General features: G+C 61.0%; 30 protein-coding genes and 1 pseudogene. 20 read left to right on the top strand and 11 right to left on the bottom strand.

Annotated features, from left to right (window positions below):
- The 3 genes from C100_RS42800 to C100_RS42790 form a co-directional block, all read left to right on the top strand.
- Positions 1 to 346 (top strand): TrbG/VirB9 family P-type conjugative transfer protein (locus C100_RS42800; RefSeq protein WP_024021292.1); only part of this gene is annotated, 346 nt, incomplete at its 5' end.
- Positions 343 to 1554: a TrbI/VirB10 family protein gene (locus tag C100_RS42795; RefSeq protein ID WP_024021291.1), complete on the top strand. Its 1212-nt coding sequence runs from the start codon at positions 343 to 345 to the stop codon at positions 1552 to 1554. The genes C100_RS42800 and C100_RS42795, both read left to right, overlap by 4 nt.
- A complete protein-coding gene (locus C100_RS42790) occupies positions 1551 to 1772 on the top strand; it encodes a DUF2274 domain-containing protein (protein ID WP_024021290.1) in 222 nt (73 codons plus the stop codon). The genes C100_RS42795 and C100_RS42790 overlap by 4 nt, the downstream gene beginning before the upstream one ends.
- Positions 1773 to 1789: 17 nt before the next feature.
- Here C100_RS42790 and C100_RS42785 read toward each other — a convergent pair whose 3' ends face one another.
- The 9 genes from C100_RS42785 to C100_RS42750 all read right to left on the bottom strand — a co-directional run bounded on the left by C100_RS42785 (position 1790) and on the right by C100_RS42750 (position 9320).
- Entirely contained in the window at positions 1790 to 2095 is a 306-nt protein-coding gene (locus tag C100_RS42785; RefSeq protein WP_024021289.1) for a hypothetical protein, read from the bottom strand.
- Positions 2092 to 3036, bottom strand: a complete 945-nt coding sequence (locus C100_RS42780; protein WP_024021288.1) for a LysR family transcriptional regulator — start codon at positions 3034 to 3036, stop codon at positions 2092 to 2094. Before C100_RS42780 ends, C100_RS42785 begins: the two co-directional genes overlap by 4 nt.
- Positions 3037 to 3163: 127 nt before the next feature.
- Positions 3164 to 3739: a c-type cytochrome gene (locus C100_RS0125230; RefSeq protein ID WP_052028360.1), complete on the bottom strand. Its 576-nt coding sequence runs from the start codon at positions 3737 to 3739 to the stop codon at positions 3164 to 3166.
- Positions 3740 to 3804: 65 nt separating this feature from the next.
- A complete protein-coding gene (locus C100_RS42775) occupies positions 3805 to 5109 on the bottom strand; it encodes an APC family permease (RefSeq protein WP_268746854.1) in 1305 nt (434 codons plus the stop codon).
- A gap of 51 nt (positions 5110 to 5160) precedes the next feature.
- The gene (locus C100_RS42770) at positions 5161 to 5820 is read right to left on the bottom strand and encodes a methyltransferase family protein (protein WP_024021285.1); all 660 of its coding nucleotides are present in this window, start codon (positions 5818 to 5820) and stop codon (positions 5161 to 5163) included.
- A complete protein-coding gene (locus C100_RS42765) occupies positions 5817 to 6059 on the bottom strand; it encodes a DUF2933 domain-containing protein (RefSeq protein WP_024021284.1) in 243 nt (80 codons plus the stop codon). Before C100_RS42765 ends, C100_RS42770 begins: the two co-directional genes overlap by 4 nt.
- A 34-nt stretch (positions 6060 to 6093) precedes the next feature.
- Positions 6094 to 8409: a copper-transporting P-type ATPase gene (locus C100_RS42760; protein WP_235219127.1), complete on the bottom strand. Its 2316-nt coding sequence runs from the start codon at positions 8407 to 8409 to the stop codon at positions 6094 to 6096.
- Positions 8410 to 8455: 46 nt separating this feature from the next.
- Positions 8456 to 8821: a hypothetical protein gene (locus C100_RS42755; RefSeq protein WP_024021282.1), complete on the bottom strand. Its 366-nt coding sequence runs from the start codon at positions 8819 to 8821 to the stop codon at positions 8456 to 8458.
- A 40-nt stretch (positions 8822 to 8861) separates the two neighbouring features.
- On the bottom strand, positions 8862 to 9320 hold the full coding sequence (locus C100_RS42750; protein WP_024021281.1) for a DUF411 domain-containing protein: 459 nt from the start codon (positions 9318 to 9320) through the stop codon (positions 8862 to 8864).
- A gap of 190 nt (positions 9321 to 9510) precedes the next feature.
- On the opposite strand from C100_RS42750, the gene C100_RS42745 reads away from it, so the two are divergent.
- The 16 genes and pseudogenes from C100_RS42745 (at position 9511) to C100_RS42675 (ending at position 23547) form a co-directional block, all read left to right on the top strand.
- Positions 9511 to 9777, top strand: a complete 267-nt coding sequence (locus tag C100_RS42745; protein ID WP_152536521.1) for a hypothetical protein — start codon at positions 9511 to 9513, stop codon at positions 9775 to 9777.
- The gene (locus tag C100_RS42740) at positions 9774 to 10214 is read left to right on the top strand and encodes a periplasmic heavy metal sensor (RefSeq protein ID WP_024021279.1); all 441 of its coding nucleotides are present in this window, start codon (positions 9774 to 9776) and stop codon (positions 10212 to 10214) included. The genes C100_RS42745 and C100_RS42740 overlap by 4 nt, the downstream gene beginning before the upstream one ends.
- A gap of 6 nt (positions 10215 to 10220) precedes the next feature.
- The gene (locus C100_RS42735) at positions 10221 to 10781 is read left to right on the top strand and encodes an RNA polymerase sigma factor (protein WP_024021278.1); all 561 of its coding nucleotides are present in this window, start codon (positions 10221 to 10223) and stop codon (positions 10779 to 10781) included.
- Positions 10782 to 10838: 57 nt separating this feature from the next.
- On the top strand, positions 10839 to 12632 hold the full coding sequence (locus tag C100_RS42730) for a copper resistance system multicopper oxidase (RefSeq protein ID WP_024021277.1): 1794 nt from the start codon (positions 10839 to 10841) through the stop codon (positions 12630 to 12632).
- A complete protein-coding gene (locus C100_RS42725; protein ID WP_024021276.1) occupies positions 12632 to 13591 on the top strand; it encodes a copper resistance protein B in 960 nt (319 codons plus the stop codon). The genes C100_RS42730 and C100_RS42725 overlap by 1 nt, the downstream gene beginning before the upstream one ends.
- A 74-nt stretch (positions 13592 to 13665) precedes the next feature.
- A complete protein-coding gene (locus C100_RS42720) occupies positions 13666 to 14334 on the top strand; it encodes an RNA polymerase sigma factor (RefSeq protein ID WP_024021275.1) in 669 nt (222 codons plus the stop codon).
- The gene (locus tag C100_RS42715) at positions 14321 to 14782 is read left to right on the top strand and encodes a hypothetical protein (RefSeq protein ID WP_024021274.1); all 462 of its coding nucleotides are present in this window, start codon (positions 14321 to 14323) and stop codon (positions 14780 to 14782) included. The genes C100_RS42720 and C100_RS42715 overlap by 14 nt, the downstream gene beginning before the upstream one ends.
- Before the next feature lie 5 nt (positions 14783 to 14787).
- Complete coding sequence (locus tag C100_RS42710) at positions 14788 to 15114, top strand: YHS domain-containing protein (protein ID WP_024021273.1); 327 nt, start codon at positions 14788 to 14790, stop codon at positions 15112 to 15114.
- Positions 15107 to 15442 (top strand): DUF5676 family membrane protein, encoded by a 336-nt coding sequence (locus C100_RS0125220; protein ID WP_024021272.1) that lies wholly within the window; start codon positions 15107 to 15109, stop codon positions 15440 to 15442. Before C100_RS42710 ends, C100_RS0125220 begins: the two co-directional genes overlap by 8 nt.
- Positions 15439 to 17262, top strand: coding sequence for a DUF3141 domain-containing protein (locus tag C100_RS42705; RefSeq protein ID WP_024021271.1), 1824 nt, complete (start codon positions 15439 to 15441; stop codon positions 17260 to 17262). The genes C100_RS0125220 and C100_RS42705 overlap by 4 nt, the downstream gene beginning before the upstream one ends.
- A 135-nt stretch (positions 17263 to 17397) precedes the next feature.
- Positions 17398 to 18819 (top strand): bifunctional enoyl-CoA hydratase/phosphate acetyltransferase, encoded by a 1422-nt coding sequence (locus tag C100_RS42700; protein ID WP_024021270.1) that lies wholly within the window; start codon positions 17398 to 17400, stop codon positions 18817 to 18819.
- Positions 18816 to 19994: an acetate/propionate family kinase gene (locus C100_RS42695; RefSeq protein WP_024021269.1), complete on the top strand. Its 1179-nt coding sequence runs from the start codon at positions 18816 to 18818 to the stop codon at positions 19992 to 19994. Before C100_RS42700 ends, C100_RS42695 begins: the two co-directional genes overlap by 4 nt.
- Positions 19991 to 20764, top strand: coding sequence for an enoyl-ACP reductase FabI (fabI, locus tag C100_RS42690; protein WP_024021268.1), 774 nt, complete (start codon positions 19991 to 19993; stop codon positions 20762 to 20764). Before C100_RS42695 ends, fabI begins: the two co-directional genes overlap by 4 nt.
- Before the next feature lie 144 nt (positions 20765 to 20908).
- A complete protein-coding gene (locus C100_RS42685) occupies positions 20909 to 21226 on the top strand; it encodes a DUF7884 domain-containing protein (protein WP_152536520.1) in 318 nt (105 codons plus the stop codon).
- Between the two features lie 132 nt (positions 21227 to 21358).
- Positions 21359 to 22576: pseudogene (locus tag C100_RS42680) on the top strand (IS256 family transposase).
- Positions 22577 to 22578: 2 nt separating this feature from the next.
- A complete protein-coding gene (locus C100_RS42675) occupies positions 22579 to 23547 on the top strand; it encodes an SAM-dependent methyltransferase (RefSeq protein WP_024021266.1) in 969 nt (322 codons plus the stop codon).
- Between the two features lie 160 nt (positions 23548 to 23707).
- On the opposite strand, the gene C100_RS42670 is transcribed toward C100_RS42675, so the two are convergent.
- A complete protein-coding gene (locus C100_RS42670) occupies positions 23708 to 25069 on the bottom strand; it encodes a tyrosine-type recombinase/integrase (protein ID WP_024021265.1) in 1362 nt (453 codons plus the stop codon).
- A gap of 541 nt (positions 25070 to 25610) precedes the next feature.
- Here C100_RS42670 and C100_RS42665 point away from each other — a divergent pair.
- Positions 25611 to 25880 carry a hypothetical protein gene (locus C100_RS42665; protein ID WP_024021264.1) on the top strand — a complete coding sequence of 90 codons (270 nt, stop codon included), beginning with the start codon at positions 25611 to 25613 and terminating at the stop codon, positions 25878 to 25880.
- 48 nt (positions 25881 to 25928) lie between these two features.
- On the opposite strand, the gene C100_RS42660 is transcribed toward C100_RS42665, so the two are convergent.
- A complete protein-coding gene (locus C100_RS42660; protein WP_024021263.1) occupies positions 25929 to 26513 on the bottom strand; it encodes a PAS domain-containing protein in 585 nt (194 codons plus the stop codon).
- Positions 26514 to 26931 lie beyond the last annotated feature (418 nt).

Below are 26931 nucleotides of genomic sequence, written 5' to 3'. Positions count from 1 at the left end.
CGCGGCGGCGGCCGCCGCCGCGCCGGTTGCGACCGGCGTGGACGTCGCCACGCTCAATTTCCGCTACCGCATCGACGGCGACAATGCCCCGTGGAAGCCGCTTCGCGCTTTCGACGATGGCCGTCAGGTCTATATCGCGTTTCCGGCCGGGATTTCGCAGGGCGAGATGCCGCCGTTGTTCGTGATTGGCGCGGCCGGCGGCGCCGAACTCGTCAATTACCGCGTCCAGGGCCGCTACATGGTGGTGGACCGGCTGTTCGCCGCCGCCGAGCTGCGCCTGGGCGACAAGCACAGCGAGCAGCATGTTCGCATCGAACGCGCCGACGGACGGAAGGGGCGGCGGTGACCGATCCCGTCGAACCGCCCGCCGCTGAGCCGGCTTCGCCGCGTCCCGATCCGGGGGCATTCCAGCTCCGGGGCGATCCGCCGCGCGTCATGCGCCTGTCGCGCAAAGCCCTGGCCGTTATCGGCATCGCCGCCGGCCTCGGTATCGGCGGCTCGCTCATCTACGCGCTGCGTCCGCCTGCCGAGAAGCAGGCCAAGGAGCTTTACAGCACCGAGACCCGCAACACGGCGGAGACCATCACCTCCGGGCCAAAGGACTATACGCAGGCGCCACGGCTCGGACCGCCGCTTCCCGGCGATCTCGGCGGCCCGATCGTCTCGGCCCAGCGGCGCGGACAGGAGGTGCCTGTGCCGGCGGTTGGCGCGAGCGGCCAGCGTGATCCGCAGGCGCAGGCCGCTGAGGCGGCGCGCCAGCGTGCCCAACAGGAGCGCGACACTGCCCGCACCAGCTCAGTATTCCTCGGTCATGGCGCGGCCGGGGCCGTTGCGACCGTGCCGCAGATCGCCGCTGTCCCGGACCAGGCGGTGGCACTGCCGCAGACCAGCCCGGCAGCCCAAGGCGACCATAGCGCCAAGCGCGCCTTCATGACGCAGGCATCTACCCAGCGCACCGTCAGCGTCGAGCGGCTGACGGCGCCAGTCTCGCCCAACGTCGTGCAGGCCGGCAGCATCATCCCTGCCGCGCTCATCACCGGCATCCGTTCCGACCTTCCCGGCCAGATCACCGCTCAGGTGACGCAGAACGTCTATGACAGCCCCACCGGCCGCATCCTGCTCATCCCGCAAGGCGCGCGGCTGATCGGCGAATATGACAGCCAGATTACCGCCGGCCAGACCCGTGTGCTGCTCGCCTGGGATCGCCTGATCCTGCCGGATGGCCGTTCGATCGTTCTCGAACGCCAGCCCGGCGCCGACGCCGCCGGATTTGCCGGCTTGCAGGACAAGGTGAACCAGCATTGGGGCGGTGTATTCAAGGCCGCGATGATTTCTACGGTGCTTGGCGTCGGGACCGAACTGGCCACCGACAATGACGGCGATCTCGTGCGTGCGCTTCGGCTCGGCACGCAGGACACCATCAATCAGGCCGGCCAGCAGATTGTCCAGCGTCACCTCAACATCCAGCCGACCCTCACTATTCGGCCGGGCTATCCGCTGCGCGTGGTCGTCACCCGCGATCTCGTGCTCGAACCTCTTGGAGCGACACGATGACGAAATTGAAGCTGGGACCACTGGCCGACGATCGGCCGGTCAAACTGACCGTGGAGCTGCCCGCCGCCGTCCATCGCGATCTTGTCGCCTATGCGGCTGCCCTCGCCGCCGAGACGGGCGGCCAGCCACCCGCGCCCGAAAAGCTGGTCGCACCCATGCTCGCCCGGTTCATGGAAACCGATCGCGGATTTCGCCGCCACCGCGCCCGGGCCGATTGATCCGCTCGGGCAGAGCGTCAATTTCCCATGAAGCGCTTGAAACGGTCCCGGCCTTCCGCTTCGACGACAGCTTGTTCCGCGTTCGAGCACTCGTCGCCCCGGACAGAGCCATTCGCGCAGCCCGCAACGACCTGGCGGGCTTCGTCGAGATGCGCCACGAAATAGGCTTTGCCGCGCGGCTCGGCAGTAGCTTGCGGCAACGGAGGCGCAGAGATTGCTGTTGGCGCCTTTGGTGCGATAACGAGGGGACGTAACGCGAAGCCCGCACCGAATCCGAGGACTAGTGCGATCAGCACGACGATCCATGCCTTTCCTTGGATCATGACGGTTCCTTTCCCGATGGTTGGGCAGTGTGCGAACTGGAGCTTGAGGGGAGCGAGTATCGAGTGGCCACGAAATCGAGGAAGCGACGCAGCACGGGGTTCTCGTTGTCCTCACGCCAATAGCCGGAATAGCCAACGCGGCTGTGGCCACTGGCGTCGTGGATCTCGCGGAACAGGACGCCCGGCACCTGAATACCGGCGGACGATTCAGCGAAGATCGCGAGGCGACGCCCGAGAGCGATGGAGCTGATGACTGTATCGCGGCCGATGTCCTCCATGTCGATCTCGGGCGCGTGGCCAGGACTTCCAAGCTTCCCCAGTAAAAGATTGCGCGTCTCGGGTCCGGGATCCCGCTTGGTCAACAGGAAGCGCTCGCCCGCGAGGTCTTGCCAGTGGATGCACTCGCGGGATGCGAGCGGATGGGTTTCCGGCATCACCACCAAATGGCGTTCGCTCCAGAGCGGTTGGCTCATGATGCCGGGATAGGCCCGCTCGCCGATCATGATCGCGATGTCGAGCAACCCGCTTTCGATACCGGCCAGCAGCATATCTCGGTCCCGCTCGAAACCTCGCACCTTGATAGCGGGGAATCGATCGTGAAATTCGCTCAGTGTGGCGCGCAGATTCCCGGCGGAGAAGGAGGTATAAAAGCCGACCGCCAGCCGTCCAGTTTCGCCATTTCGAGTGGCGCGAACCCAAGCGTTTAGCTCTTCGAATTCATTTACGATGCGCCGGGCAGTGCGGAGGTAGAGCTGACCGTTCGGTGTCAGAGTGGCGCCTCGGGTTTTGCGATCGAAGAGAGTAATGCCCAGCCGCCGTTCCACCTCTAAGATGTGACGGCTGAGAGTGGCCTGTTTGATGTTCAAGATGCGCGCCGCCCTGCTGAAGCTGCCGGAGTGTGCTGCCGCGATCAGGTAACGGAGCTGACGCAATTCGATCATTCCTGCGCAACAGAGAGAAAGCATTGGGACTTACCGCGCCTGCCAAATGCCGTCTGTCGGCCCAAGTTTCCAATGAGATAGAATATGATCATCGATTTTCTCGAAACCTACCCCCGCCATCGGCCAATTAATGGTGGTGGGGAGTGTCGCTTTCTTCGTGCGCTTGGTGATCGTGCATCTCCTCGGCATGATCACTGCTGTAACCAGCATATTGTTCTGCCGGCATTTCGGGCAACGCTTTCACGAAGGCGACGATGTTCCAGATGGTCTTGTCATCATGCGTGGGGCCAAAGGCGGGCATCCCACTCATCTTCACGCCGTGCTTGACCAGCCAGAAAACGTCCTTGGGATCCCATTCCCTGGCGGCTTCGGCCAGCGGCGGCGGTTTAGGGAGCATGACTTCTGCCCATTCGGCTCGACTTTGCCCTATGCCTCCATGGCAATGCGAACACATCGCCTTGTACTCGCCAGCCCCGGCGGCAACCATCGCCGACGTAAATTCGGCAGGAGGCTCGATGCCAGCCGCCTGCCGCCGGACAGAATTGTTCATCGTGGTTGTAAGCGCCCAACTGACGATCGGGTTGTGCCGATCGGTTGCGGCCACGTTATAGCTACCAGTCAAGATAACGATCAGAGCAACGACGATCAGCAAGATAAACAGAGTCGCCGCGCCTAATAATGCGCCTTTCAAGGTCGCGTTCATGCCTTCCCTCCTATGAAGCATTAGTTTGGTTCCGGTAGGCCGTTGCCTTTTCAGCCATGATTACGTCATGGCGAAGTATCGGTATCGTCGGCTTTCTTGCTGCGTTCCAGAAACACGTACTCGGCCGCGAAGACTACGGCGATGCCGGCAACCGCGTAGAGAACGATCGAGGGGTCGCTTTGCAGTTTCACCGCCGTGAACGCCGCAAGCACGGCGGCGTCGGCAGCCAGCGCAACAAGAAGGATCGAGGCCTTCGCGCCGACTTCGCGTCTGAGGTGTCGAAACACACCCCAATGCACGAGCATGTCCATGACCAGATAGAAGAAGGCGCCGAGCGACGCGATGCGCGACAGATCGAACAAGACGGCCAGCGCGCCGGCAACGACCACCGTGTAAAGCAGCATATGGCTGCGAATGCTGCCGCTCATGCCGAAATGGCGGTGCGGGATCATCTTCATGTTCGTGAGCATGGTCAGCATACGCGAAACCGCGAACACGCTGGCGATCACGCCCGAGGCCGTTGCGGCGAGCGCGATCACGACTGTGAAATAAAATCCTGCCTGACCTAGAGCTGGACCAGCCGCCGCAGCGAGCGAATAGTCGCGTGCGTCCACGATCTCATCGATCGTCAGGCTCGATCCCACTGCGACGGCGACCAGCAGATAGGTCGCGACACAGATGCCGATGGCGATCATGATCGTGCGGCCGACATTGCGATGGGGATCCTCAATCTCACCCCCGCTATTGGTGATCGTGGTGAACCCCTTGAAGGCCAGGATGGAAAAGGCGACCGAAGCGACAAAGGCTTCGGCGCCGTGCATTCCCACGGGCTCCGCGAACGCTCCACCGGAGAACCCGCTCGCCCAGATCGCAGCAATGGCGAACAGGGCGATGCCGCCAATCTTCACGGCCGACATGATGAGCGAGAGTCCGCTCACCGACCGGTTGCCTGCCGCATTGACGAGATAGGCGAAAACGATCAGCGCAACCGCGCCGATCGAAAGCAGCAGCGCGCTTCCTTCCAGGCCGAATGGCCGCAGCGCATAGGTCGCGAAGGTTCGGGCCACCAGGCTTTCGTTGATCACCATCGACAGCGCCATCAGGAGCGAGGCCGAAGCCGCGATCGTGCCGGGGCCATAGGCCTTTTGCAGGATCATCGCGATTCCGCCCGACGAAGGCCACGCATTGGACATCTTGATGTAGCTGTAAGCGGCGAGCGCCGTGACTAACGCTCCTGCGATGAAGGAGAGCGGAAAGAGCGGCCCCGCGAGTTCGGCGATCTGGCCGGTGAGCGCGAAGATTCCGGCGCCGATCATCACGCCCGTGCCCATGGCAACGGCGCCGGTCAGCGTTATCGAGTTACGGCTCAAATCACTGTCGCTGCCTGCGGCATGGTTCTGGTCGTGGTCGTGCTCCAAATCCTATGTCCCCGCGTCCGATAGAGTGGCGGGCTTCCATCTCGGAATGAAGGAAGGCACCTGAGCGGCGTAGCTTGCGAAACGCTCAGGGAAACGGGCGCCTGTTTCCGCTTCCTCCGCTCGCGCCAGTTTCACGTACATAACGACGAGGATGGGGAACATCGCCAGGGTCAGCAGCGTCGGCCATTGGAACAGAAATCCCAGCATGACGAGAATGAAGCCGAGATACTGGGGATGTCGCACGCGAGCGTAGGGACCGCTAACCGCCATTTCGCCAGCGCGCTGCGCCTTCCAGAGCACATGCCATGAAACGGAGATCAGCCAGAAACCGCCCCCGATCAGCAGGAAGCTCAGCATGTGGAACGGGCCGAAATGCGGGTTGGTCTTCCAACCGAACATCATTTCAAGCAGATGCCCTGCATCGTGGGAGAACCAGTCGACCCCGGGATAGGCCGATTGCAGCCATCCCGAGAGGAAATAGATGGTGAGCGGAAAGCCGTACATCTCCGCGAACAGTGCAACCAGGAAGGCGCTGAACGCCGAGAAGCTGCGCCAGTCGCGCTTTGTCCGGGGTTTGAAGAAACTGAAGGCGAAGAAAATGAAGATCGCGGAATTCGCGACGACCAGAAACCAAAGGCCATAGGCAGGGGCGTCGTGGTTCATTTATCGTGCCCTCCATGCCCGTGATGCATGAACAGATGCATGGCCGGACAAAGAAGGACGATCAGGAGCAACAGGCCTGTGCCCGTGAAAATATGCGCCCGATGCTCATAGGCGAGCAGGAAGGCGATGATGGCCAGGAAGGCGAGGAACACGGTGCCCGTCCGCGATCTCCAGAAACTCGGACGATGCCTTTCCTGTGCGGTGTGATCGCCACCGTGCGATTCCTCCATGACCATCATCACGTCCTTTCGATTGGGTTTGCTTCTTTGCGCCTCACACCTTCGCGGCTCTGAGACGCAGCGAATTGAGCACGACCGAGATCGACGAGGCGCTCATCGCGAAGGCGGCGAACATCGGGCTGATGAGAATGCCGAAGAAAGGGAACAGGACGCCCGCGGCGACCGGTACACCCGCGCTGTTGTAGATCAGCGCGAAGAACAGGTTTTGCCGGATGTTGCTCATCGTTGCGTGGGCAAGGCGCCGGGCGCGGACGATACCGTCGAGATTGCCCTTCACCAGCGTGATGCCCGCACTTTCGATAGCGACGTCGGCGCCGGTGCCCATCGCGATGCCGACATCGGCCTGGGCGAGCGCGGGCGCGTCGTTCACCCCGTCACCCGCCATGGCGACCTTCTTGCCGCCTTGCTGCAACTCGCGGATGATCCGCGCCTTGTCTTCGGGCAGAACATCGGCGCGGATCTCGTCGATGCCGAGACGCGCGGCGACCGCCTTGGCGGTGCGCTCGTTGTCGCCTGTCGCCATGATGATGCGGAAGCCGAGATCGTGCAGCGCCTTGATGGCGTCCGGTGTGGTTTCCTTCACCGGATCGGTCACGCTCACAAGGCCCGCGATGGCGCCATCGAGGATGATGAACATCACCGTTTCGCCTTCGTCGCGCCGGGCATTGGCCTTCTCGGCAAGTCCCGAGCCTTCGAGCCCGAGATCGCGGACCAACGCGATATTGCCGAGCGCCACCGCCTTGCCATCCACGGTGCCCTTCACGCCCTTGCCAGTGATTGCTTCGAAGTCGCTGGCCTCGCCCATCGCCACATTGCGCTCTTCCGCGCCGCGCACGATCGCTTCGGCGAGCGGATGTTCGGATCCGCGCTCCAGCGTCGCGGCGAGACGCAGCACTTCACCTTCGTCATGGCCCGGTTCGGGCAGAACGGCGACGAGCCTCGGCTTGCCTTCGGTGAGTGTTCCGGTCTTGTCGATCATCAGCGTGTCGATCTTCTCGAACCGTTCGAGCGCCTCGGCATTCTTGATGAGAACACCCGCCTGGGCGCCGCGTCCGGTAGCGGTCATGATCGACATCGGCGTGGCGAGGCCCAGTGCGCAGGGGCAGGCGATGATGAGCACCGCGACCGCCGCGATCAGCGCATAGGAGAGCGCAGGCGCCGGACCCCAGATGGCCCAGGCAATGAAGGCCAGCACCGCAATGCCGATCACGACAGGCACGAAGAGGCCCGCGACCTTATCGGCATATTTCTGGATCGGGGCACGCGAACGCTGGGCATTCGAGACCATCTCGACGATCTGCGAGAGCATCGTCTCGGAGCCGACGCGCGTCGCCTCCATGACGAGGCTGCCGGTGCCGTTGATCGTGGCGCCGGTGACGGGATCGCCGGCGACCTTCTCGACCGGAACCGGCTCGCCCGAGATCATGCTTTCATCGACCGAGGAACGACCATCGACCACCACGCCGTCGACCGGCACCTTGTCGCCGGGCCGCACGCGCAGCCGGTCGCCGACCTGAACATCCTCAAGCGCGACCTCTTCCTCGCTGCCGTCCGCGCTGATCCTGCGCGCGGTCTTGGCGGCGAGATCGAGCAGCGCCCTGATCGCCTTGCCCGTGCCTTCGCGGGCGCGCAGTTCCATGACCTGCCCGAGCAGCACCAGTGTGACGATCACGGCGGCCGCTTCGAAATAGACGCCGACATGGCCTTCAGGATCCCGGAAGCCGTCCGGGAAAATCCCTGGCGCAAGGACCGCGACAACGCTGAACAGCCAGGCGGCCATCACCCCCATGGCGATGAGCGAGAACATGTTGAGGTTCATCGTGCGGAACGAGTTCCAGCCACGCACGAGGAACGGCCATCCGCTATAGAGCACCACCGGCGTGCCGAGGATGAGTTCAATCCAGAGCGTCGTGCGCTCCCCGAATATCTCCCGCACACCGCCAAGCCCGACATAGGGGCCCATCGTGAAAACCAGCAGCGGCACGGTAAGCACCGCGCCGATCCAGAAGCGGCGCATGAAATCGACCAGCTCAGGGTTCGGTCCTTCGTCCGCCATCGCGGCCGATTCCAGTTCCAGACCCATGCCGCAGATCGGACACGAGCCGGGCTTGGTCTGCCGGACTTCCGGATGCATTGGGCAGGTATAGACAGCACCGCCATAGCCGGAGGGAACTGTGTCGTACTTGCCGGTCGCAGCGCCGGCGGACTGATGCTTGTCATGGCTGCAACAATGCGAATGGTCGTGCGACGGAGCATTGTCCGCAGGCACGAGGTGCATGCCGCATTTGGGGCAGTCGCCCGGGCTGTCTTGCCGGATTTCCGGGTGCATGGGGCAGGTATAAGTCGTCATCCCTGAATCCTCCGGCCGCGGCAGGCCCTTCTAGGCGCGCTCTCGATCATTGCGGCGTGTGTCCCTGATGCTGGCTGTGGTCGCCACCGCCCTGTTGCTGGGCTTGGCCATCGTGACGCGTTATGGGCTTGTCCGAGTTCCCACCCATCATGCCGCAATGCGCCATGCCGGAATGGTCGCCAGAGGCGCCTTCAGTCATCCCTGCGCCACCCATCCGGCTGTGATCCATCTGACCGTTGCCCATTTGCGAATGATCCATCATCGGGCATTGCATTTTGCCATCCTTGTCCTTCTGGCAGCAGGCCATCTGGTCATGCGCTGGTGGCGCTGGCGGCTCCGGCGCCTTCTGAGCCAGCAGCGCCGTGGGGACGGAAAGCGCGAGCGCGGTGAAACCGAAAATGAGCTTCTTCATTGCAGGGATTCCTTGAAAGTCCTTCGGACGTGTCCGAAGGTCAGTTGTAGCTGTTGAAGACGGAGCGGCCCGCCTCTCCGAACGCGACGACCTGATAGGGCTGCGCCTGGTCTCCCATCTCCATCCCCGGCGAACCGAGCGGCATGCCGGCGACCGCAAGCCCCCGGACACCGGCGGGCCGCTCCTTGAGCAACCGCTGGATATCCGCAGCGGGCACATGTCCTTCGATCACATAGCCACTCACCTCCATGGTGTGGCAGGACCGCAGATCCGCCGGCACGGCGTTATCGTCCTTGACGGTCGCCATGTCGGCGCTGTCTTTCACGATGACCTGCGCATTCATGCCGTGACGGACATGCTCGGCCCATTGCTCGCAGCAGCCACAGGAGGGATCGCGATACATGGTGTATTCGGTGGCCTGCGCCGCATTGGAGCAAGCGCCGAGGGCCAACAGAAGAGCCGACGCCATTGCGGGCTTAAAGCGGTTCACGCGCGGCATTCGCACATCATTTCTCCGATAGAGCGGGCCAAAATCATGGCCCTGTTACCTTCGCTACGCACGAGCCGACCCTGCCCCTCACTTTTTTGAGGGGCGCAAGGCGTTAAGGCGTATGGGTGCTATGACGCGCAGATGCGTATGGGATTACAGTCGAATGCGAGAAACGAACGAGATGGATCAGGAAACCCGATTGAACGATGCCCTGCACTCGCTGGGCGAGATGCAGACGGACGTCGTCCCGGAGGGCTTTATGGACAGCGTCTGGTCGCGCGCTGGGGAAATGGCTGAAGCCGCGAACGCGCGCTACCGCCTTGCCCTTTTCGCAGTCATCTTCGCTGCTGGAATGGGCGGTGGGATCGGCACGATCCAGACGCCGGTTAGGGCCGAGACAACGTCGTACCAGCTTTTTGCCGGCGCTGACCTGTCGCCCGCCGTTTTGCTGCACGTCGAGCCATGAAGCTGTCGGGCCTTCACATCGTTCTTGCCGTCCTGCTCGCTGTAGCGGCAGGATGCCTGGGCGCGATGCTCGCGGTACAATGGGGAGGCGCGGCCCAGCCTGGCAGCCTCCATGAGTTCGTGCATGATAAGCTCGACCTCACCCCGCAGCAGACCAGCGGGCTGGACCAGTTGGAAGCCCGTTTCGCGACGGAAAGGGCAGGACATGAAGCAAGGCTGCGCGCGGCCAATGCCGACCTCGCCGCAGCCATGGAGCAGGAGCATGGCTACGGTCCCAAGGTGAGTACAGCGATCGACCGGGTGCATGTGGAGATGGGCGAACTCCAGAAGGCGACCGTGCGCCATGTTTTCGCAATGCGCGCACTGCTTAACGAGGAGCAGCGGCAGAAATTCGACCATCAAATCTCTATATCCCTGACCGGCTCTGGCCGCGAATGATCGCTCGTGGTGGAGACAGGGGACAGCAGCGAATCTGACCTGATTGCTCAGGTAAAATCAGGCGGACGGCGGGCGTTCGATCGGCTTGTCGAGCCTCACGCGCCGCGCCTCCTCGCTCTCGCCCGGCGGATGCTGGCATCGCCATCGGAAGCCGAGGAAGCCGTGCAGAACGCGCTGGCCTCGGTCTGGATAAATCGCCAGCGCCTGGACGAAGGTCGGCCGGTCGGCGGCTATCTCACTACGACCACGCTGAACAAGTGCCGCGACCGCTTGCGGCGGCGCAAGGCGGCGAGCTTTCTTGGATTCGGTCGGGGGCTGGGAGAAATCATCGCATCTGACGACTCGCCCGGCCCCGAAGAAACCGCGCTGGATCGTCGAGAACTCGCCCGTGTACAGTCCGAAATCGAGCGCTTGCCGGTTCGGCTGCGCGAAGCGCTGGTGCTTGTTGCCATCGATGGGCGCAGCCAGCGTGAGGCGGCCGAGCTGCTCGGCGTGTCGGAAAAGACCGTTGAAACCCGCATATACCGGGCACGCAACAGGCTGCGCGAAAGTCTGCAATATTCCTGAGGGGTAGCACTGCCCGGCGCGTAACGAAGGGCAGAACCTCACGAACGGACAATCGCGATGACATCGATAAATCGCCGCAGATTCCTGCATTACAGCGCATGCGGAGCAGGTCTTGTTGGTCTTGCCGGCGCTATGCCTTCCTGGGCGCGGGGCGCGCATGGCGGGACACTGGCGCGCAAGGGAAGCGATGTTCTTTCGGGCGAACATCTGACCATGACGGTCGAGGACGCGCTGTTCACTACCGGCTCGCGCAGAGGGGCGGCCGTGACCGTCAACGGAACGCTGCCTGGGCCACTGCTGCGCCTGCGGGAAGGGCAAGATCTCACCGTCGACCTGATCAACAACGCCTCGGAGGGAACCTCGATCCATTGGCACGGGATGCTGGTCCCGTTCCTGATGGACGGAGTTCCGGGCATCACCATGGCCGCGGTCGAACGCGGAGAAACCTTCCGTTATCGCTTCCCGATCCGTCAGGCGGGCACTTACTGGTGGCATGCGCACACGCTGCAAGAGCCGATGGGGCATTACGGACCCATCGTCATCGACCCCGCCGAGCCCGATCCGTTCGAATATGAGCGCGAATATGTGCTGATGCTGACGGACTGGTCGCCGATGAACCCGCACGAGATCATCCGCAAACTCAAGGTCGGCGAGGGCTATTTCAATTACCAGCAGACGAGCTGGACCGACGACTATCCGCTGACCGGCGAACAGCGGCGCATGTGGGCGCGCATGCGGATGATGCCGACCGACATCGCCGACGTGACGGGCTCGACCTACACTTTCCTCATCAACGGTCACGGCCCTGAGGACGGCTTGGAGCTTGCCTATAATCCCGGCGAGCGCATTCGCCTGAGGATTATCAACGGTTCCGCCATGACGTTCTTCAACGTGCGCATCCCCGGCCTGCCGATGACCGTGGTGGCCGCAGACGGCCAGAATATCCGCCCGGTCGAGACCGACGAATTCCAGATGGGCAATGCCGAAACCTATGATGTGATCATCCAGCCCAGGGGCGCGGAGGCCTTCACCTTCGTTGCCGAAGCGATGGATCGTTCAGGCATGGGTGTTGCGACCCTGACGAGCAGGCCGGGTGCAAGCGCCGCCGTCCCCGCGCTGCGCAAGCCGCCGCTGCTCACCATGGCCGACATGGGCATGAGCGCTAGCGATCACGGCGCAGGCGGCATGACCGGGATGTCCGAGCGAGGCATGCACGATATGGAAGGCATGCCAGGCATGGCAGAAAAATCTGGCGACATGGCCGGAATGGACATGTCGGGCGGCATGAACATGCGCGACACCTCACGGCTGCCGGACAATGTGAAGGTCGGCCCCGGGCTCGACATGGTGGCGATGAACCCGATCGACCGGATGGGCGATCCCGGAATCGGTCTGGATGACGTCGGGCACCGGGTGCTCGACTACAAACAGCTCGCCGCAGTGAAGCCGAACCCCAACGACCGCCGCCCGACCCGGATGAAGGAAATCCATCTCACCGGAAGCATGGAGCGCTATATGTGGTCGTTCGACGGCAAGAAATTCTCCGCCGTCACCGATGATCCAATCCGCTTTGCCTACAACGAGCGCGTGCGAGTGAAACTCGTCAACGACACGATGATGGCGCACCCGATCCACTTGCACGGCCACTTCTTCGAACTGGTCAACGGCGCTCCTCCCGGCCACCAGCCGATGAAACACACGATCGTCGTGCAGCCTGGCGGCTCCGCCCAGTTCGATCTCACTGCCAATGAACCCGGCGACTGGGCGTTTCACTGCCACCTGATCTACCACATGCACACCGGCATGTTTCAGGTGGTCACTGTCCGCCCGCTCGGCGGAGGAGACGAGTGATGCGCCACGCGAGTCTTCTCCTGCCGCTGCTTGCGATCGCGACGCCAGCTCTGGCCCAGGAGCATCAGGGCCAACCCGGCGAGCAGCAAAAGCCGATGGACCACTCCACCATGGACCACGGCGGGATGGACCATTCCGCCATGCAAGATGGGCAGGTGGATCATTCCGGGATGGACCATTCGTCGATGGCCTCCCAGGCCGATGAGGCGATTCCCCAGGGACCGCCGCCGCCCGAGGCATTCTCAGGGCCGTCCTTTGCCGCCGATGCCGTTGTCGGTGCGGACCGCATGGCAGCCTCCCGCACCAAAGTGGTGAAGCAGGTCAGCGGTGAGATGCCGGTTTACTGGTTCCAGGCCGACCGCGCCGAATATCGCGCTCGGGTCGGTAAGGACGGCTATCTCTGGGACGTACAGGGCTATTACGGCGGTGACTACGACAAGCTGTGGCTCAAGTCCGAAGGCGAAGGCAGCTTCGGTGAAAAGCTTGAAAGCGCCGAAGTTCAGGCGCTGTGGAGCCATGCTATCGGCCCGTGGTGGGACCTTCAGACCGGCGTCCGGCAGGACCTTACCGGCCCGGCGCGCACGCACGCAGTTATCGGTTTACAGGGGCTGGTCCCCTATCAGTTCGAAGTCGATGCCGCAGCCTTCCTGTCTAACAAGGGTGATCTGACCGCACGCATAGAAGCAGAACTGGACCAGCGCATTACGCAGCGTTTGATCCTGCAACCGAGGATCGAAGTGAACGCGTCCGCGCAGGACATTCCCGAACTCGGCATCGGCGCTGGTCTCGATAAGGCGGAACTGGGCGTCCGCCTGCGCTATGAATTCGTACGCGAATTCGCGCCGTACATCGGCATCGAACAGGAATGGAAGATCGGCGATAGCGCGGACTATGCTCGCGCGGCAGGCGAAGACCCGAGTGTCACTAACTACGTCGTGGGCGTCCGCTTATGGTTTTGAGGGTGCGCTTCCGCCTCAGGCTTCAACTGTAATGAATCGCGGCGGTCGGCGTCAATTGATGTGAACGGACGATCATGACGAAGAACGAACGCACATCACGCAAGGTCCCTGACGAGCCTGAGCTGGAGGCAGCAAAGCCTGCGGATGCGGCTGTCCGCCGTGCTTTGATCGAGGCGCGGGAGGAGTTTCTGCTCTTCCTCTATCAAAGGGTCGGCAACAAGAGTGATGCCGAGGAACTGCTCCAGAGATTCTCGCTGAAAGCGCTTGAGCGCGCGGAACAGTTGCGGGACATCCGCAGCGTCCGCGGATGGCTCGGTCGAATTCTAACGACGACGCTGATCGATCATCATCGACGTGTCGGTCGCCACCGCAAAAGGGAAATCGGCACAGACCCGTCCGATCTGGAAAGTCTGGCGATCGAACCGGACCATGAAATGGACGAGGCGATCTGCAATTGTCTGCACAAGCTCCTGCCGACCCTGAAGCCTGAATATGCCGAGGTCCTGTGGCGCTCCGACATTCTGGACGAACCAAGGGATCGCATCGCGGCTAGCCTGGGAACGACGCTGAATAATGTCACCGTGCGTCTTCATCGGGCGAGGCAGACGCTGCGCAAGCGGCTCGAGGAAATGTGTCTGTCCTGCCCGACGCACGGCTTCCTGGCATGCGAATGCGAAGAGATCGAACAGGCCAGAGCAAAACACGAAAATTTGAAAGGGAAAGACCTCGATGGACGGCAATAAAGAAAGCGTAGCGGCAGCAGGCTTCGTGCAAATGAACGACCTTCTTAGCTGGTGGAAGTTGCCGATCACCAACGGCGCCGACATACTTCAAGGCAATTTGCGGAGTGTGCAAACTCTCGGGCGCGAAATGCAGAAAGTTCTGACCGAGAGCTTAAGTTCGGAAGTCAAGGCGGCGATCGAGAGCAATGAACGCATCCGCCAAGCATTTCAGGAAATGCTGCAAAGCCGACAGCCGCAGAACATCCTGGCGACCGAAGCCGAGATTGCATCGCTCTTCCTCGAGCGCTCGTCCCAACAGGCCAAACGCTGGTCGGAAACGACGCAGAAGATTGGCGAGTGCTGCATGGCGATGGCGCGTGATATGGCGGGTGAAGCGCGCCAGCAGGCGACCGAACACGAAAGGTCATCGCCGAAGTCAGCGAAACCGCAAACCGGCACGGCTTCCTAGGTGGCATGAGTACGCTTCTCTATTTCGCTTTCTGGGCCGCCCTGTTCTTTGTGATGATGCGGTTTGGCTGCGGGGCTCATGTGATGGGCCACGGCCACGGTGGTCATTCGGGAGGTCATTCCGATCCACCGGGCGGCCGGACGCCGCCAACACGCGATATCGATCCGGTCTGCGGCATGAATGTCGAGACGAACAGCGCGAAATCGAGCGTCTTTGGCGGACGTGTCTATTATTTCTGTTCAGCCGAGCATCGCGAAACGTTTGAAGCCGCGCCCGAACGGTATCTGGGCGAGCAAGCCAGAACCCTTGCAACGGAGCATCGTCATGCCTGAGCCGATCAGACCGCCGCAAAACGGCGCCGGAATTTCTGTTGTGAGAGCAGCAGGCAGTCCGCAGATCCCGCTTGTCACGTTCGGTATGAGCCTCGGGATATTCCTTGCCTTCACCTATGTGCTCTGCGTCGGGCATGACCTGCTCTTTCCAGCACAAGAGATGCATTCGACCTGGGAGCGCTTATTACCCGGCTTTACCTGGCTGGACTGGCCCAGCTTCATTTTGGGGCTGATCGAGAGCTTCGCCTTTGCTTGGTATGTAGCGCTGATCTTCTGCCCCTTGTTCAATTTCCTGGCCGCACGGACAAACCGCAGGAGCCAAGCATGACCGACGTCAAGCAAACACGAGCGACAGACAACGGGAAAGCCAAAGCGTTGCGCTCGGCCACGGGATCGCTGCCCGCCGGGGTACAGGCGGTAGCAGCGCTTCCGGCGATCGTTCCTCATAAGATCGATCAGGTCGAGGAAAATGCATGGCAGGGTTGGTGGGCGTATCAGCGAGACCTATGGGAGCGAGGTATCCTGTTCTGGGATACGCTTCGGCAGCGTGCGGACAACATGATTGCGCACGAACGCGCGGGAAAACCTCCGCTCCTCGATTTCGACTATGAAATGATCCTCGATGCGCGACGCTTCGAGGAACCGGCGAATTACGCGCTTTTGCGCATCACTCGTATCGACGAGGCTTGCCTGGAAGACTGTCTCGATCCCGAGAAGCCACCTGTTGTGGTTCTTGATCCGCGCGCCGGTCACGGTCCAGGCATCGGGGGATTCAAGCGCGATTCCGAGATCGGCATCGCGATGCATCAAGGGCATCCCGTCTATTTCGTGTCGTTCTTTCCTGAACCCTGTCCCGGTCAGACCCTTGGGAATGTCCTGCACGCATTGCGCCGTTTCGTGGAGGAAGTGGCACGCAGACATCCCGACGAAGCGCCGATCCTATATGGCAATTGCCAGGCAGGATGGGCCGCCACACTGCTGGCCGCGGATTGCGAAGGTCTGATCGGCCCTACCGTTCTTAACGGCTCGCCGCTCTCCTACTGGGCTGGAAAGTCGGGCGTGAATCCTATGCGCATCGCGGCGGGGTTCGTGGGCGGCGTATGGATGACGCATTTCCTCGCCGATCTGGGCGATGGTCGTCTCGACGGTGCGTGGCTCATCGCGAACTTCGAGAATCTGAAGCCTGAATCCGTTTGGGACAAATATGCGAATCTCTTCACCAATCTCGACACTGAGCGGGAGCGCTTTCTCGAGTTCGAGCGGTGGTGGAATGCCTGGTATTTCCTGAGCCGTGAGGAAATCGTGGCGATCGTTGAAAATCTCTTCATCGGCAACAAGCTCGAGGAGGGTAAGCTGAACATCTGCCATGGCTGTTCGGTGAATTTGCGCAATATCCGCAATCCCTTGGTGATTTTCGCTTCCTACGGCGACAACATCACCCCTCCGCAGCAGGCACTTGACTGGATACCGGCTGTCTATCGCGACACCGCCGATCTCAAGAATGCCGGGCAGCGCATCGTCTATCTGACCAATCCGCATATCGGTCATCTCGGCATCTTCGTGTCGGCGAAGGTTGCGCGGTTCGAGCACCGCGCAATTCTGGAGAGCATCGAGCAGATTTCGGCGCTGCCGCCCGGTCTTTACGAGATGAAGATCGACAATCCCACGGGCGATCCCGATTGCCACAAACGCGAATATACCGTCCACTTCGAAGAGCGTGACGTCTCCGATATTGAGGTGGACACGCCGCGCCAGGCCTTCGAGCGGGTCAGGGAAATGTCGGAGGCGAACGAGGCATTCTACAGCACCTTCATTAGCCCTTTCGTCCAGAGCCTTTCCAACCCCGCAACAGCTTCGATGCTCGAATGGCTGCATCCCATGCGGACGAGCCGGTATCTCTTCTCGGAGGAATTCAACCCCTGGATGCGGGCAATAACGGCTCTAGCGTCGATGGTCGAACGTGGCCGGAAGTCGTTGCCGCCCACCGACCCATTCCGTGCGGCCGAACGAGAAGCAAGCGAACGGATTTCCAAGATCATCGAAAAGGCTCGCGAGCAACGCGATGCCATCGAGGAAAATGTGTTCGAACTGGCCTACGGTTCGGCAATGGGCAAGCCTGCAGATGGCACAGAAAACGGTGCGCGCTGAACAGCTAGCCGGTGCATGCATTCGCAGGTTGACCGAAGTGGCGCCGGCGATCGGCATCGAATCTTCGAAAGTCGGTCTGGCGAGTACAATACTAGCATCACCGCCGAGCCCCGCCATCATCTCCGGAGCGCTCAGATGACCGGCCCGATGATCGAGAACCGCACGTTCGACGAAATCCGGATCGGAGATACGGCAAACGTCACCCGCACGCTCACGTCCGATGACATCTGGTTATTCGCGGCCGTCTCCGGCGACGTGAACCCTGCGCATATCGACCCGGACTATGCGGAAACCGACCTGTTTCACCATGTTGTCGCTCACGGCATGTGGGGTGCCGGCCTGATCTCGGCTGTGCTCGGGACGGAGCTGCCGGGCCCTGGCACGATCTATCGGGGCCAGTCGCTGCGCTTCCTGGCACCGGTAAGCGTAGGGGACATGATCACTGCCAGCGTGACGGTTACAGATAAACGGGAACTGGATCATTTGATCCTGTTCGATTGCCGCTGCGTCAGCGCTGAAGGCCGCGAAGTCATCACCGGACAAGCCGAGGTGATGGCGCCGACCGAAAAAGTGGCCCGCCGGCGCGTTCCACTGCCCGAAATACGCCTGATCGGACATGAGGGCCATCGGCGCCTGCTCGATCAAGTTGGCACTCAAGGTCCGATAGAGACGGCAGTGGCCCATCCGTGCAGCCCGGACGCGATCGTCGCCGTTGCCGATGCGGCGGAGGGCGGAATGATTACGCCCATTCTGGTCGGTCCAGAGGCGCGCATCAGGCAAAGCGCGCAAGTGGCGGGCCGAAGCATCGATGCCTTCCGGATCGTCGACGCGCCGCATAGCCATGCTGCTGCGGCAAAAGCGGTGGCGCTTGTGAGCATGGGTGAGGCAAGGCTGCTGATGAAGGGCTCGCTTCATACCGACGAACTGATGAGCGCGGTGCTTGCCTCCGACGCCGGTCTGCGAACCGAGCGCCGGATTAGCCATGCCTACATCATGGATGTGCCGGGCCATGCCCGGCCCCTCATAATCACTGATGCCGCCATCAACATCGAGCCGACACTCGATGACAAAGCTGACATTCTGCGCAACGCCATCGACCTGGCACATGTGATGGGTATCGAGCGGCCAAAGGCGGCGATCCTCGCGGCAGTGGAGACGGTCAACCCCAAGATGCGTACTACGCTGGAGGCGGCGGCGCTGTGCAAGATGGCGGATCGCGGCCAGATCGCCGGTGCGATTGTCGACGGTCCGCTCGCCTTCGATAACGCGGTCAGTGCTCAGGCCGCAGAGGAAAAGGGCATCATCTCGCCCGTGGCCGGCCAAGCTGACATCCTGATGGTGCCCAATCTGGAGGCCGGCAATATGCTGGCCAAGCAATTGACATTTCTTGGCGGCGCGGATGCGGCTGGTGTCGTGCTGGGTGCGCGAGTACCGATTATTCTCACCAGTCGCGCAGACAGCGTGCGCACCCGTCTTGCCTCCTGCGCCGTTGCGCTGCTGCTCGCGCGGGCAGCGACCAAGGCTGCGCCCGGACTCCTCGCTGAGCAACCGGCGTGACGATCCTGTGCCTCAACGCCGGTTCATCGAGCATCAAGTTCGCGGTCTTCGCCAACGCGTGCGAACGTGAGCCGACGCGGCTCGCCCATGGCAAGATCGACGAGATCGGCATTGCACCGCACCTGATCGCCCGCGATGCGAATGGGGCTGTTGTGGTGGAGCGCCGCTGGGGCGATGCGACGCTCAGCCACGAAGCATTGCTCGGCAAGCTGCTCGAGCGCCTGGAGAGCTGGATTGGTTCCGGCCTGCATGCCGCCGGGCATCGCGTTGTGCATGGCGGCGACCGCTTCACCGCGCCGGTGCGCATCGATGCTGACGTGCTGGCAGCGCTCGATGCGCTCTCTCCCCTGGCTCCGCTGCATCAACCTCACAATCTTGCGGCGGTGCGCGCTATCGCGCAGCACCGGCCGCGCCTGCCCCAAGTCGCCTGCTTCGACACGGCCTTCCATCAGGCGCAGCCCGAGGTAGCGCGGCGCGTGGCCCTGCCGCGCGGGTTGAGCGCGAAAGGCATCCGACGGTACGGCTTCCACGGCATTTCTTATGCCTATATTGCTCGCTGCCTCGCGGAACGGGACGCGCCCACAGCCGGGGGGCAAGTGATCGCGGCGCATCTGGGCAATGGCGCCAGCTTGTGCGCGATGAAGGGCGGACACAGCATCGAATCCACCATGGGCTTCACCGCGCTAGACGGATTGGTAATGGGGACTCGTTGCGGCACCATCGATCCCGGCATTCTCATCTACCTGATGCAACAGGGCATGAGCCTCAAGGCCATTGAGCATATGCTCTATTCGGAATCGGGGCTGCTCGGTGTGTCCGGCGTCTCGAGCGACATGCGCACCCTGCTGGCCAGCCATGAAACTGCTGCGGCTGAAGCCGTCGAACTATTCATCTATCGGATCGTGATGCAATCCGGTGCGCTTGCCGCCTCGCTCGAGGGCCTGGATGCGTTCATATTTACCGGTGGCATCGGTGAAAATGCGGCGCCGATCAGAAACCGGGTGGCAAGAGGGCTGCAGTGGCTGGGCGCCTGCCTTGATCCGTCAGCAAATGAGCGAGGCGACTATCTCATAAGTGCGCCAGAAAGCCGGATTAAGCTCATGGTCCTACCAACTGACGAGGAACGGATGATTGCCATCGACACCCAGCGTATTCTCCGGACGGAGCCGTCGTGAAGGCGCTCGTCGATCTTTCGGGCAAACGGGGCCTCGTGATCGGTATAGCCAACGAGCATAGCATTGCCGCCGGCTGCGCGAAGGTATTTCGTGATTGCGGCGCCCGGATTGGCGCTACCTACCTTAACGAAAAGGCTCGCCCCTTCGTGGAGCCGGTCGCCGACGCATTGGGCGCAGAATGGCTGGTGCCCTGCGATGTGCGCGAATCTGGTCAGACCGAAGCGCTCTTTAAGCGGGTGGAACGCGAATGGGGCGAACTCGACTTCCTGCTCCACTCCATCGCCTTCGCACCCAAGGAAGATTTGCAGGGTCGGATCGTTGACAGCTCGGCGAAGGGATTTGCCACCGCAATGGACGTGTCCTGTCATTCCTTCTTAGAGATGGCGCGCCGCGCGGAACCCCTGATGCATAACGGCGGTTGCTTGCTCACCGTCACCTTCTACGGCTCCGAGCGCGTGGTGGAGCACTATAACCTGATGGGGCCCGTCAAGGCAGCGCTGGAGAGCGCCACGCGTTACGTCGCAGCGGAACTTGGGCCAAAAGGTATCCGTGCGCACGCAATCTCGCCAGGTCCGATCGCAACGCGCGCTGCAAGCGGTATCGACCGCTTCGACGAGATGCTGAATCGCGCAGCCGCTGCCGTTCCGGAACGGCAGCTCGTTACTGTCGCCGATGTGGGCGCGCTCGCTGCGTTTCTGGTCAGTGATGCAGCGCGCCGTATCACCGGCACGGTGATTCCGGTCGACAGTGGACAGCATCTGCTCGCCTGACAGAATTCAAAGTGAGAACGGGAGGAAACAGACGTTTCTGACCTAACACTGTAAGCTTCGGCGCCCGGTTTCGTCTTTAGGATCACCTACCGAACCCGGAACGAACGAATGCCTCGAAAAAATAGAGCGAATGCAAATTCAAGATTGCCGCTGATTTCCGGCATGATTCAAAAGCTCGTGCAGAAAGGCCGCCTCACCATCACAGACAGCGCAGGCCATTGTCATCATTTCGGGAGCGAGGATTGCGATGAGCAGGTCACGGTGCGTCTGCATGACAAAGTCCTCCCACTGAAACTGGCCTTGTCACCCACACTCGCTCTGGGCGAAGCTTATATGGACGGTCGGATCACCTTCGAAGCAGGCTCGATCCGCGACCTGCTCAGAATCACCACCTCTAACCTGCAAGCCCTCGATGAGCACCCTGTGCAAGTGATCCGGCTAGCGTCCGCGCTCGTGGTGTAATTTCCGGTGTAGGCGATGGTGTATTCCGGGGTGGGGCATGCCCCGCCCCGGAATGCGGCATCGCTGGTGGCCACCGGGCTCATCGTTATGGTGGAGTTTGCACACTTCAACCGTGACGAAGAGGAGTTCCCGATGACCGAGGACAGATTACTGATCGAAGAGCTGGCTGCGAAGGGCGGCCAACCGGATTTTTTACGCACCATCGCCGAGAGCGTGCTGCAACTGATCATGGAGGCCGATGTTGACGGGCTGATCGGCGCGGGCCGGCACGAGCGCAGCGGGGAGCGCGCCACCTGGCGCAACGGCTATCGCGACCGCTCGCTGGACACCCGGGTCGGCACTCTCAATCTCAAGATCCCCAAGCTGCGAACCGGCTCCTACTTCCCCGGCTTCCTGGAGCCGCGCAAAATGGTGGAGAAGGCGCTGGTCGCCGTCATCCAGGAAGCGTGGATCGGCGGCGTCAGCACGCGGCGGGTCGACGAACTGGTCCAGGCCATGGGCATGACCGGCATCTCGAAGTCCACGGTCTCCAAGCTGTGCAAGGACATCGACGAGCGCGTCCAGGCCTTCCTCAAGCGCCCACTGACCGGCGAATGGCCCTATCTCTAGCTCGACGCCACCTATCTCAAGGTGCGCGAAGGCGGGCGGATCATCAGCGTTGCCGCAATAATCGCCATGGCCGTCAACACCGAGGGCCGGCGCGAGATCGTCGGCCTGCATATCGGGCCTTCGGAAGCCGAGGTCTTCTGGTCCGACTTCCTCAAGGACCTCGTCCGGCGCGGCCTCACCGGCGTGAAGCTGGTCATCTCCGATGCCCATGAGGGCCTCAAGGGCGCGATCACCCGCGTCATGGGCGCCACCTGGCAGCGCTGCCGCGTCCACTTCATGAGGAACGCGCTGTCCTACGTGCCCAAGGGCCAGAACACTGTCGTCGCCGCCGCGATCCGCCAGGTCTTCCTGCAGCCCGATCAGAAAAGCGCAACGCAGGTCTGGCGACAGGTCGCCGACCAGTTGCGCACCCGTTGGCCCAAGCTCGGCGCGTGCATGGACGAGGCCGAAACCGACGTGCTCGCCTACACCGGCTTCCCCACCCAGCACCGCACGAAGTTACACTCGACCAATCCGCTCGAGCGGCTGAACAAGGAGGTCAAGCGACGCGCCGACGTCGTGGGTATCTTCCCCAACGAAGACAGCATCGTGCGCCTCGTCGGCGCCGTGCTCCTCGAACAGAACGACGAGTGGCAGCTCCAGCACCGTTACATGCAGATCGAAGGCATGGCCGAACTCAACCAAACCATCATGATCGAGGAGGAAAATCAGCCCCTACACATCACCGCCAAAGCCGCCTGACGATGACCCCCGGCCACCGCCGAAATTACACCACGTTGACGGACGCGACCGTGATCCGCGCCAGATTGGCGGCATACAAGCCTTTCCGCGTGGGACGTAATCATAGAGCCAGATCACGCCGGAACGTAGCGCATCATTACGATCTCTCAGGCACACTCTACGACCTCTTCCTCGATTCCGATCGCCAATATTCATGCGGCTATTTCCCACAGGGAACCGAAACTCTTGACGAGGGGCAATCCGCCAAGAAACGGCATTTGGCCGCTAAGCTCCTGCTTTGTCCCGACCACAGGTTGCTAGATATCGGATGCGGCTGGGGTGGGCTCGCACTCGAGTTCGCGCGAACCCACGGAGTATCAGCGCGCGGCATCACTTTGTCTCGGGAACAACTCCAAGTCGCGCGCAAGCGAGCGGAGGAAGAGGATCTCGCCGATCAGGTTCGGTTTGACCTGCTGGATTATCGTGACATCGACGAACGGTTTGATCGGATCGTTTCAGTCGGCATGTTCGAACATGTCGGCCCACCCCACTATGGTACTTTCTTTTCGACGATTGCCCGCTGCCTTGCGCCTGACGGCATCGGCGTCATTCACTCGATCGGACGCCGATCTCCACCGGGAAGCGATGACCCGTGGATTTCCAAGTATATTTTTCCCGGCGGATACGTTCCGGCCCTTTCAGAAGTTTTGGGCGCGGTTGAGCGAAGCGGACTTTGGGTTACCGACGTCGAGATTCTTAGGCTGCATTACGCGGATACGTTACTGCACTGGTATGATCGCTTTCAGCAAAATCGTGCTCAAGCGCGCGCGCTTTATGACGAGCGTTTCTGCCGCATGTGGGAATTCTATCTCGCCGTCTGCGAAATGGCCTTCCGGCAAGGCGATCTCATGGTTTTCCAACTCCAAGTCGCGCATCGACGTGATGCCGTTCCTCGCACGCGAGACTATATGCTCTCGAAGGAATCTGGCTGATATGGGGCTCGGGATTTTGTTGCGGTTGGGCCTAGCCACCAGGCAAGCGTCTCTTGTCGACCAACGGTTTGCCTCGACAGACCTTAACCTCGGCTCACATTCTCGATTAAACCATGTCGAGATATCCTAGGTCTTCCGCAATCATTCCCGAACACGCACGTCAGGCGGCGAGAGATGCACCTTCGTCAACCGAGGGAGTTTGGGCCAGTGGAGACAAGAACCGCGTCAGCGCTGCCTTTCGGGACGCTCGGTCAAGCGCGTAGTTCGTATGGGTCACCGCTACGCCATCCAAGAGCGCCTGTATGTAACCCGCCACCGTGTCGGCGGCCATGACGAGCGCTGCATCGAGCGTGTGAACATAGCGGCTCGTGATAGACCCCGAAGCATGACCCAGCAGCGCCGCGATGGTGATCTCGGTAAAGCCGAGATCGTTGGCGATGCTGGCGAAGCTGTGACGCAGCACATGCGCGGTGAGGTCAGCCATTTCGGTATCCGCGAAAATTCTCTCCCAATGCCGAGGGAAGCTGCCAAACGGCCCGTCCGTGTTCCTCTCGCCCGGAAACACATAAGGGCTGTCGCCATCCATATCCTGTTCGTCAAAATACTCGACGATGGGCAAGCCCATTGGGCGAACGGATTGGCCCTCCTTAGTATCCTCGAAGCGGAACGCGCTTCCAACCGTGTCTATCTCGGCCTTTCGCACCTCGATGATCTCGCCGCGACGGCAGCCTGACATGGCGATCAGCCGGATGATGTCGACGGTGCGCGTATAGCGCTCATCCTCGGCCGCTTTGGCGAGGATGCGGCCGAGCGCACGATATTCATCCTCGTTCAGCCGACGCTTTCGCACCACGTCCTTGGGCTTGCGGACACCGTGGGCGGGATTGTTCTCAATGATACCCAATTCATCCCGCGCGTAGGTGAAGATGCCGCCCAGCAGCCCAACCGTGCGGCTCGCCGCCCCAAGGCCGCCCCGGACAATGGACTTACCGCGCAGATTTTTCGTCTTCTCGGTCGTGCGGGTCTTGCCGGCCATGATATCCTTCATCATCGCCGTCACGTCCGCCTTGGTCACGTGCGTGACGCGCTTAGAGCCGAGCAGCGGAATGATATGGCGGGTAATCCGACCAAGATCGGTGATCTTGGTGCTGGCCTTCTTGGGCCGCCCGCCCTTGCCGAGAATCCGGCCGGCTTCCAGTTCCGCCATATAGAGTTCGCACAGCTCCTTGACCGAAATCGCCTTGCGGGCGCTGTTCCGATCTTCGAGTGGGTCGTTGCCCTTGGCGACGTCGGCCAACGCCTGGATCGCCAGCGTGCGCGCCTGTTCGGCGGTGACGGTGCCGTGGCGACCGAGCTTCATCCGGCGCCGGACATTGTTGGCATTGCGGTAGTCGACGAAATAGGTGCGCGTGCCCGAAGGCAGCACGAACACGCCGAAGCCCTTCAGATCGCTGCACCAAACGGTATATTGCCGATCGCGTGGTTCGGCTTTGTCGACGACGATTTTCGTCAGTTTTGGCATACGCACCTCGCTAAAGCGGCTCCAAAAAACTCACCAAAAACTCACCAGCAGATCGAAAACTGTGGGGTGTCTTTGCGTAGTCTGGAAGACCCTATCTGTCAATAAAGCACTGTATAAACAATGACTTGTCGCGCTCTAGCGTTGGATTGAAAAGCCTAGCGTAGCGTTGTAGTTCTAGCTCCGAAGGCAAAGGCCAGTGGTTCGAATCCACTTGGGTGCACCATTTTCCCTGATCAGCGACAATTTAAACACCGCTTGGGTAAGCGGTGCCCGGCACGCCGGTCGTGTACCGGCTTGGCGCGGGACACCCGCCATCCGCATTGCCACACAGGCGCGGCTCGCCCAGGGCGTGCCCATGGCTGCCTTTCAAGATCAGCGTTATAATAACCTAGGATAATTTCGCTTTTCATTCAGCGACTTGCGTTTGCACCGAAGGCCAAATCCTGTATATTATATTGATCTATGTTAAGATTTTGACGACTAGGGACTGGCGCCCGCCCTCAGTTCGTTCCCGATGAGGCTTGTGAAAAGACTATCTTCGATGGATGCAAAAGCGATTTATGAATGTTTTCGACACCGCCGCACGGCACTTGATGGGCAGCTTCAAGATGGTGATGCGCTCATGGAAATCAGGATCAGGCGTGTCGTACCCAAGGGGCTGCTGATCGGGGCCAGTTACACTCCCTCCCTCAACGCGCGTGTAAAAATATATGTGGATCGCTTTGCGGTAGAGGGTGTCGTCGTCAGGCGTAACGAATTCGAATGTTCAATCCATTTCATACGTCCGGTCGAACGCGACAATCCATATTGACCCGGCTCGCCGCAGAATTCGCTGCCACCGGCGGCACGAGAATATCGATCAATATCCCGCTTCCACTGCCAGCCGGATCGCATCCGCCGAAGTAGAAGCCCCGAGCGCTTTTTGTAAGGCGGCCTTGTGCATCTTGACCGTCCTTTCCGACAGACCAAGATTATAGGCAATCTGCTTATTCAACTGCCCGGCCGCCATCTGGATCAGCACTTCCTGTTGTCGCTTGGTCAAAGCTGACACCTTACCCATCGCCTGGGCACGCCGGTTCCTTCCCAACAAGGGGTCGTCGACTTCCATGAGTGAACCCAGAAAATATTGCAGCTGTCCCTTGTCGTCGAAAATCGGCGCGATGAGGACCGCATTGCGAAACGGCGAACCGTCCTTCTTGTAGTTCAGTATCTCCTCCAAGATCGGCCGGCGGTCATGGATTGCCGCACGCAGATTCTCGGTCTGTCCGGGGTCGGTGTCAGCCCCCCTCATGAAACGGCAATTGCGGCCTATCACCTCGTCGCGCGCATAGCCGGTCAGACCCAGGAAAGACGTGTTGCAGTCAATAATGGGATTGTCCGGCCGCAATGGGTCGCAGATCACGGCCGCGATCGGACTTTTCGCGATGAGGTCAGACAAGGGCATGGCCTGTCTCAATCTTATTATACTCAAACATCCCGCCTGCATCATAGGACGGGTGGCAATCCCTTTTCAACCAAAGCAGCAGCGATAATTCGAAGTTTTGCCGTTATCGTTCGAACCCAACAGCTAATGAAATAGATCACAAGAGTTACGAATAGGGATAAATATGCAAAACTATAACTGAATAAAATTCAATATTTCTTCTATGCGCTTAAGTCTATCTCGAATATTCAAAGAGATTCATTTCGATATCGCAATAAAATCCAGCCGCGAGGCCTCTGATTATGCTTTACATTTCCTTAACAGGCCGACAGAGCAGGGTGTATCGTCGCGAATCGCGGCGGGCGTAAAAAAGCGGGCGCAAAGAGATAAGTATATGAAATATAGTATTAATATATGTTACAAAATAGTCAATTCTGTA

The organism is Sphingobium sp. C100, assembly GCF_000508185.1.
Taxonomy (GTDB): domain Bacteria; phylum Pseudomonadota; class Alphaproteobacteria; order Sphingomonadales; family Sphingomonadaceae; genus Sphingobium.
The sequence above is the reverse complement of the archived record's forward strand: the minus strand, read 5'-3'. Positions and strand labels throughout refer to the sequence as shown.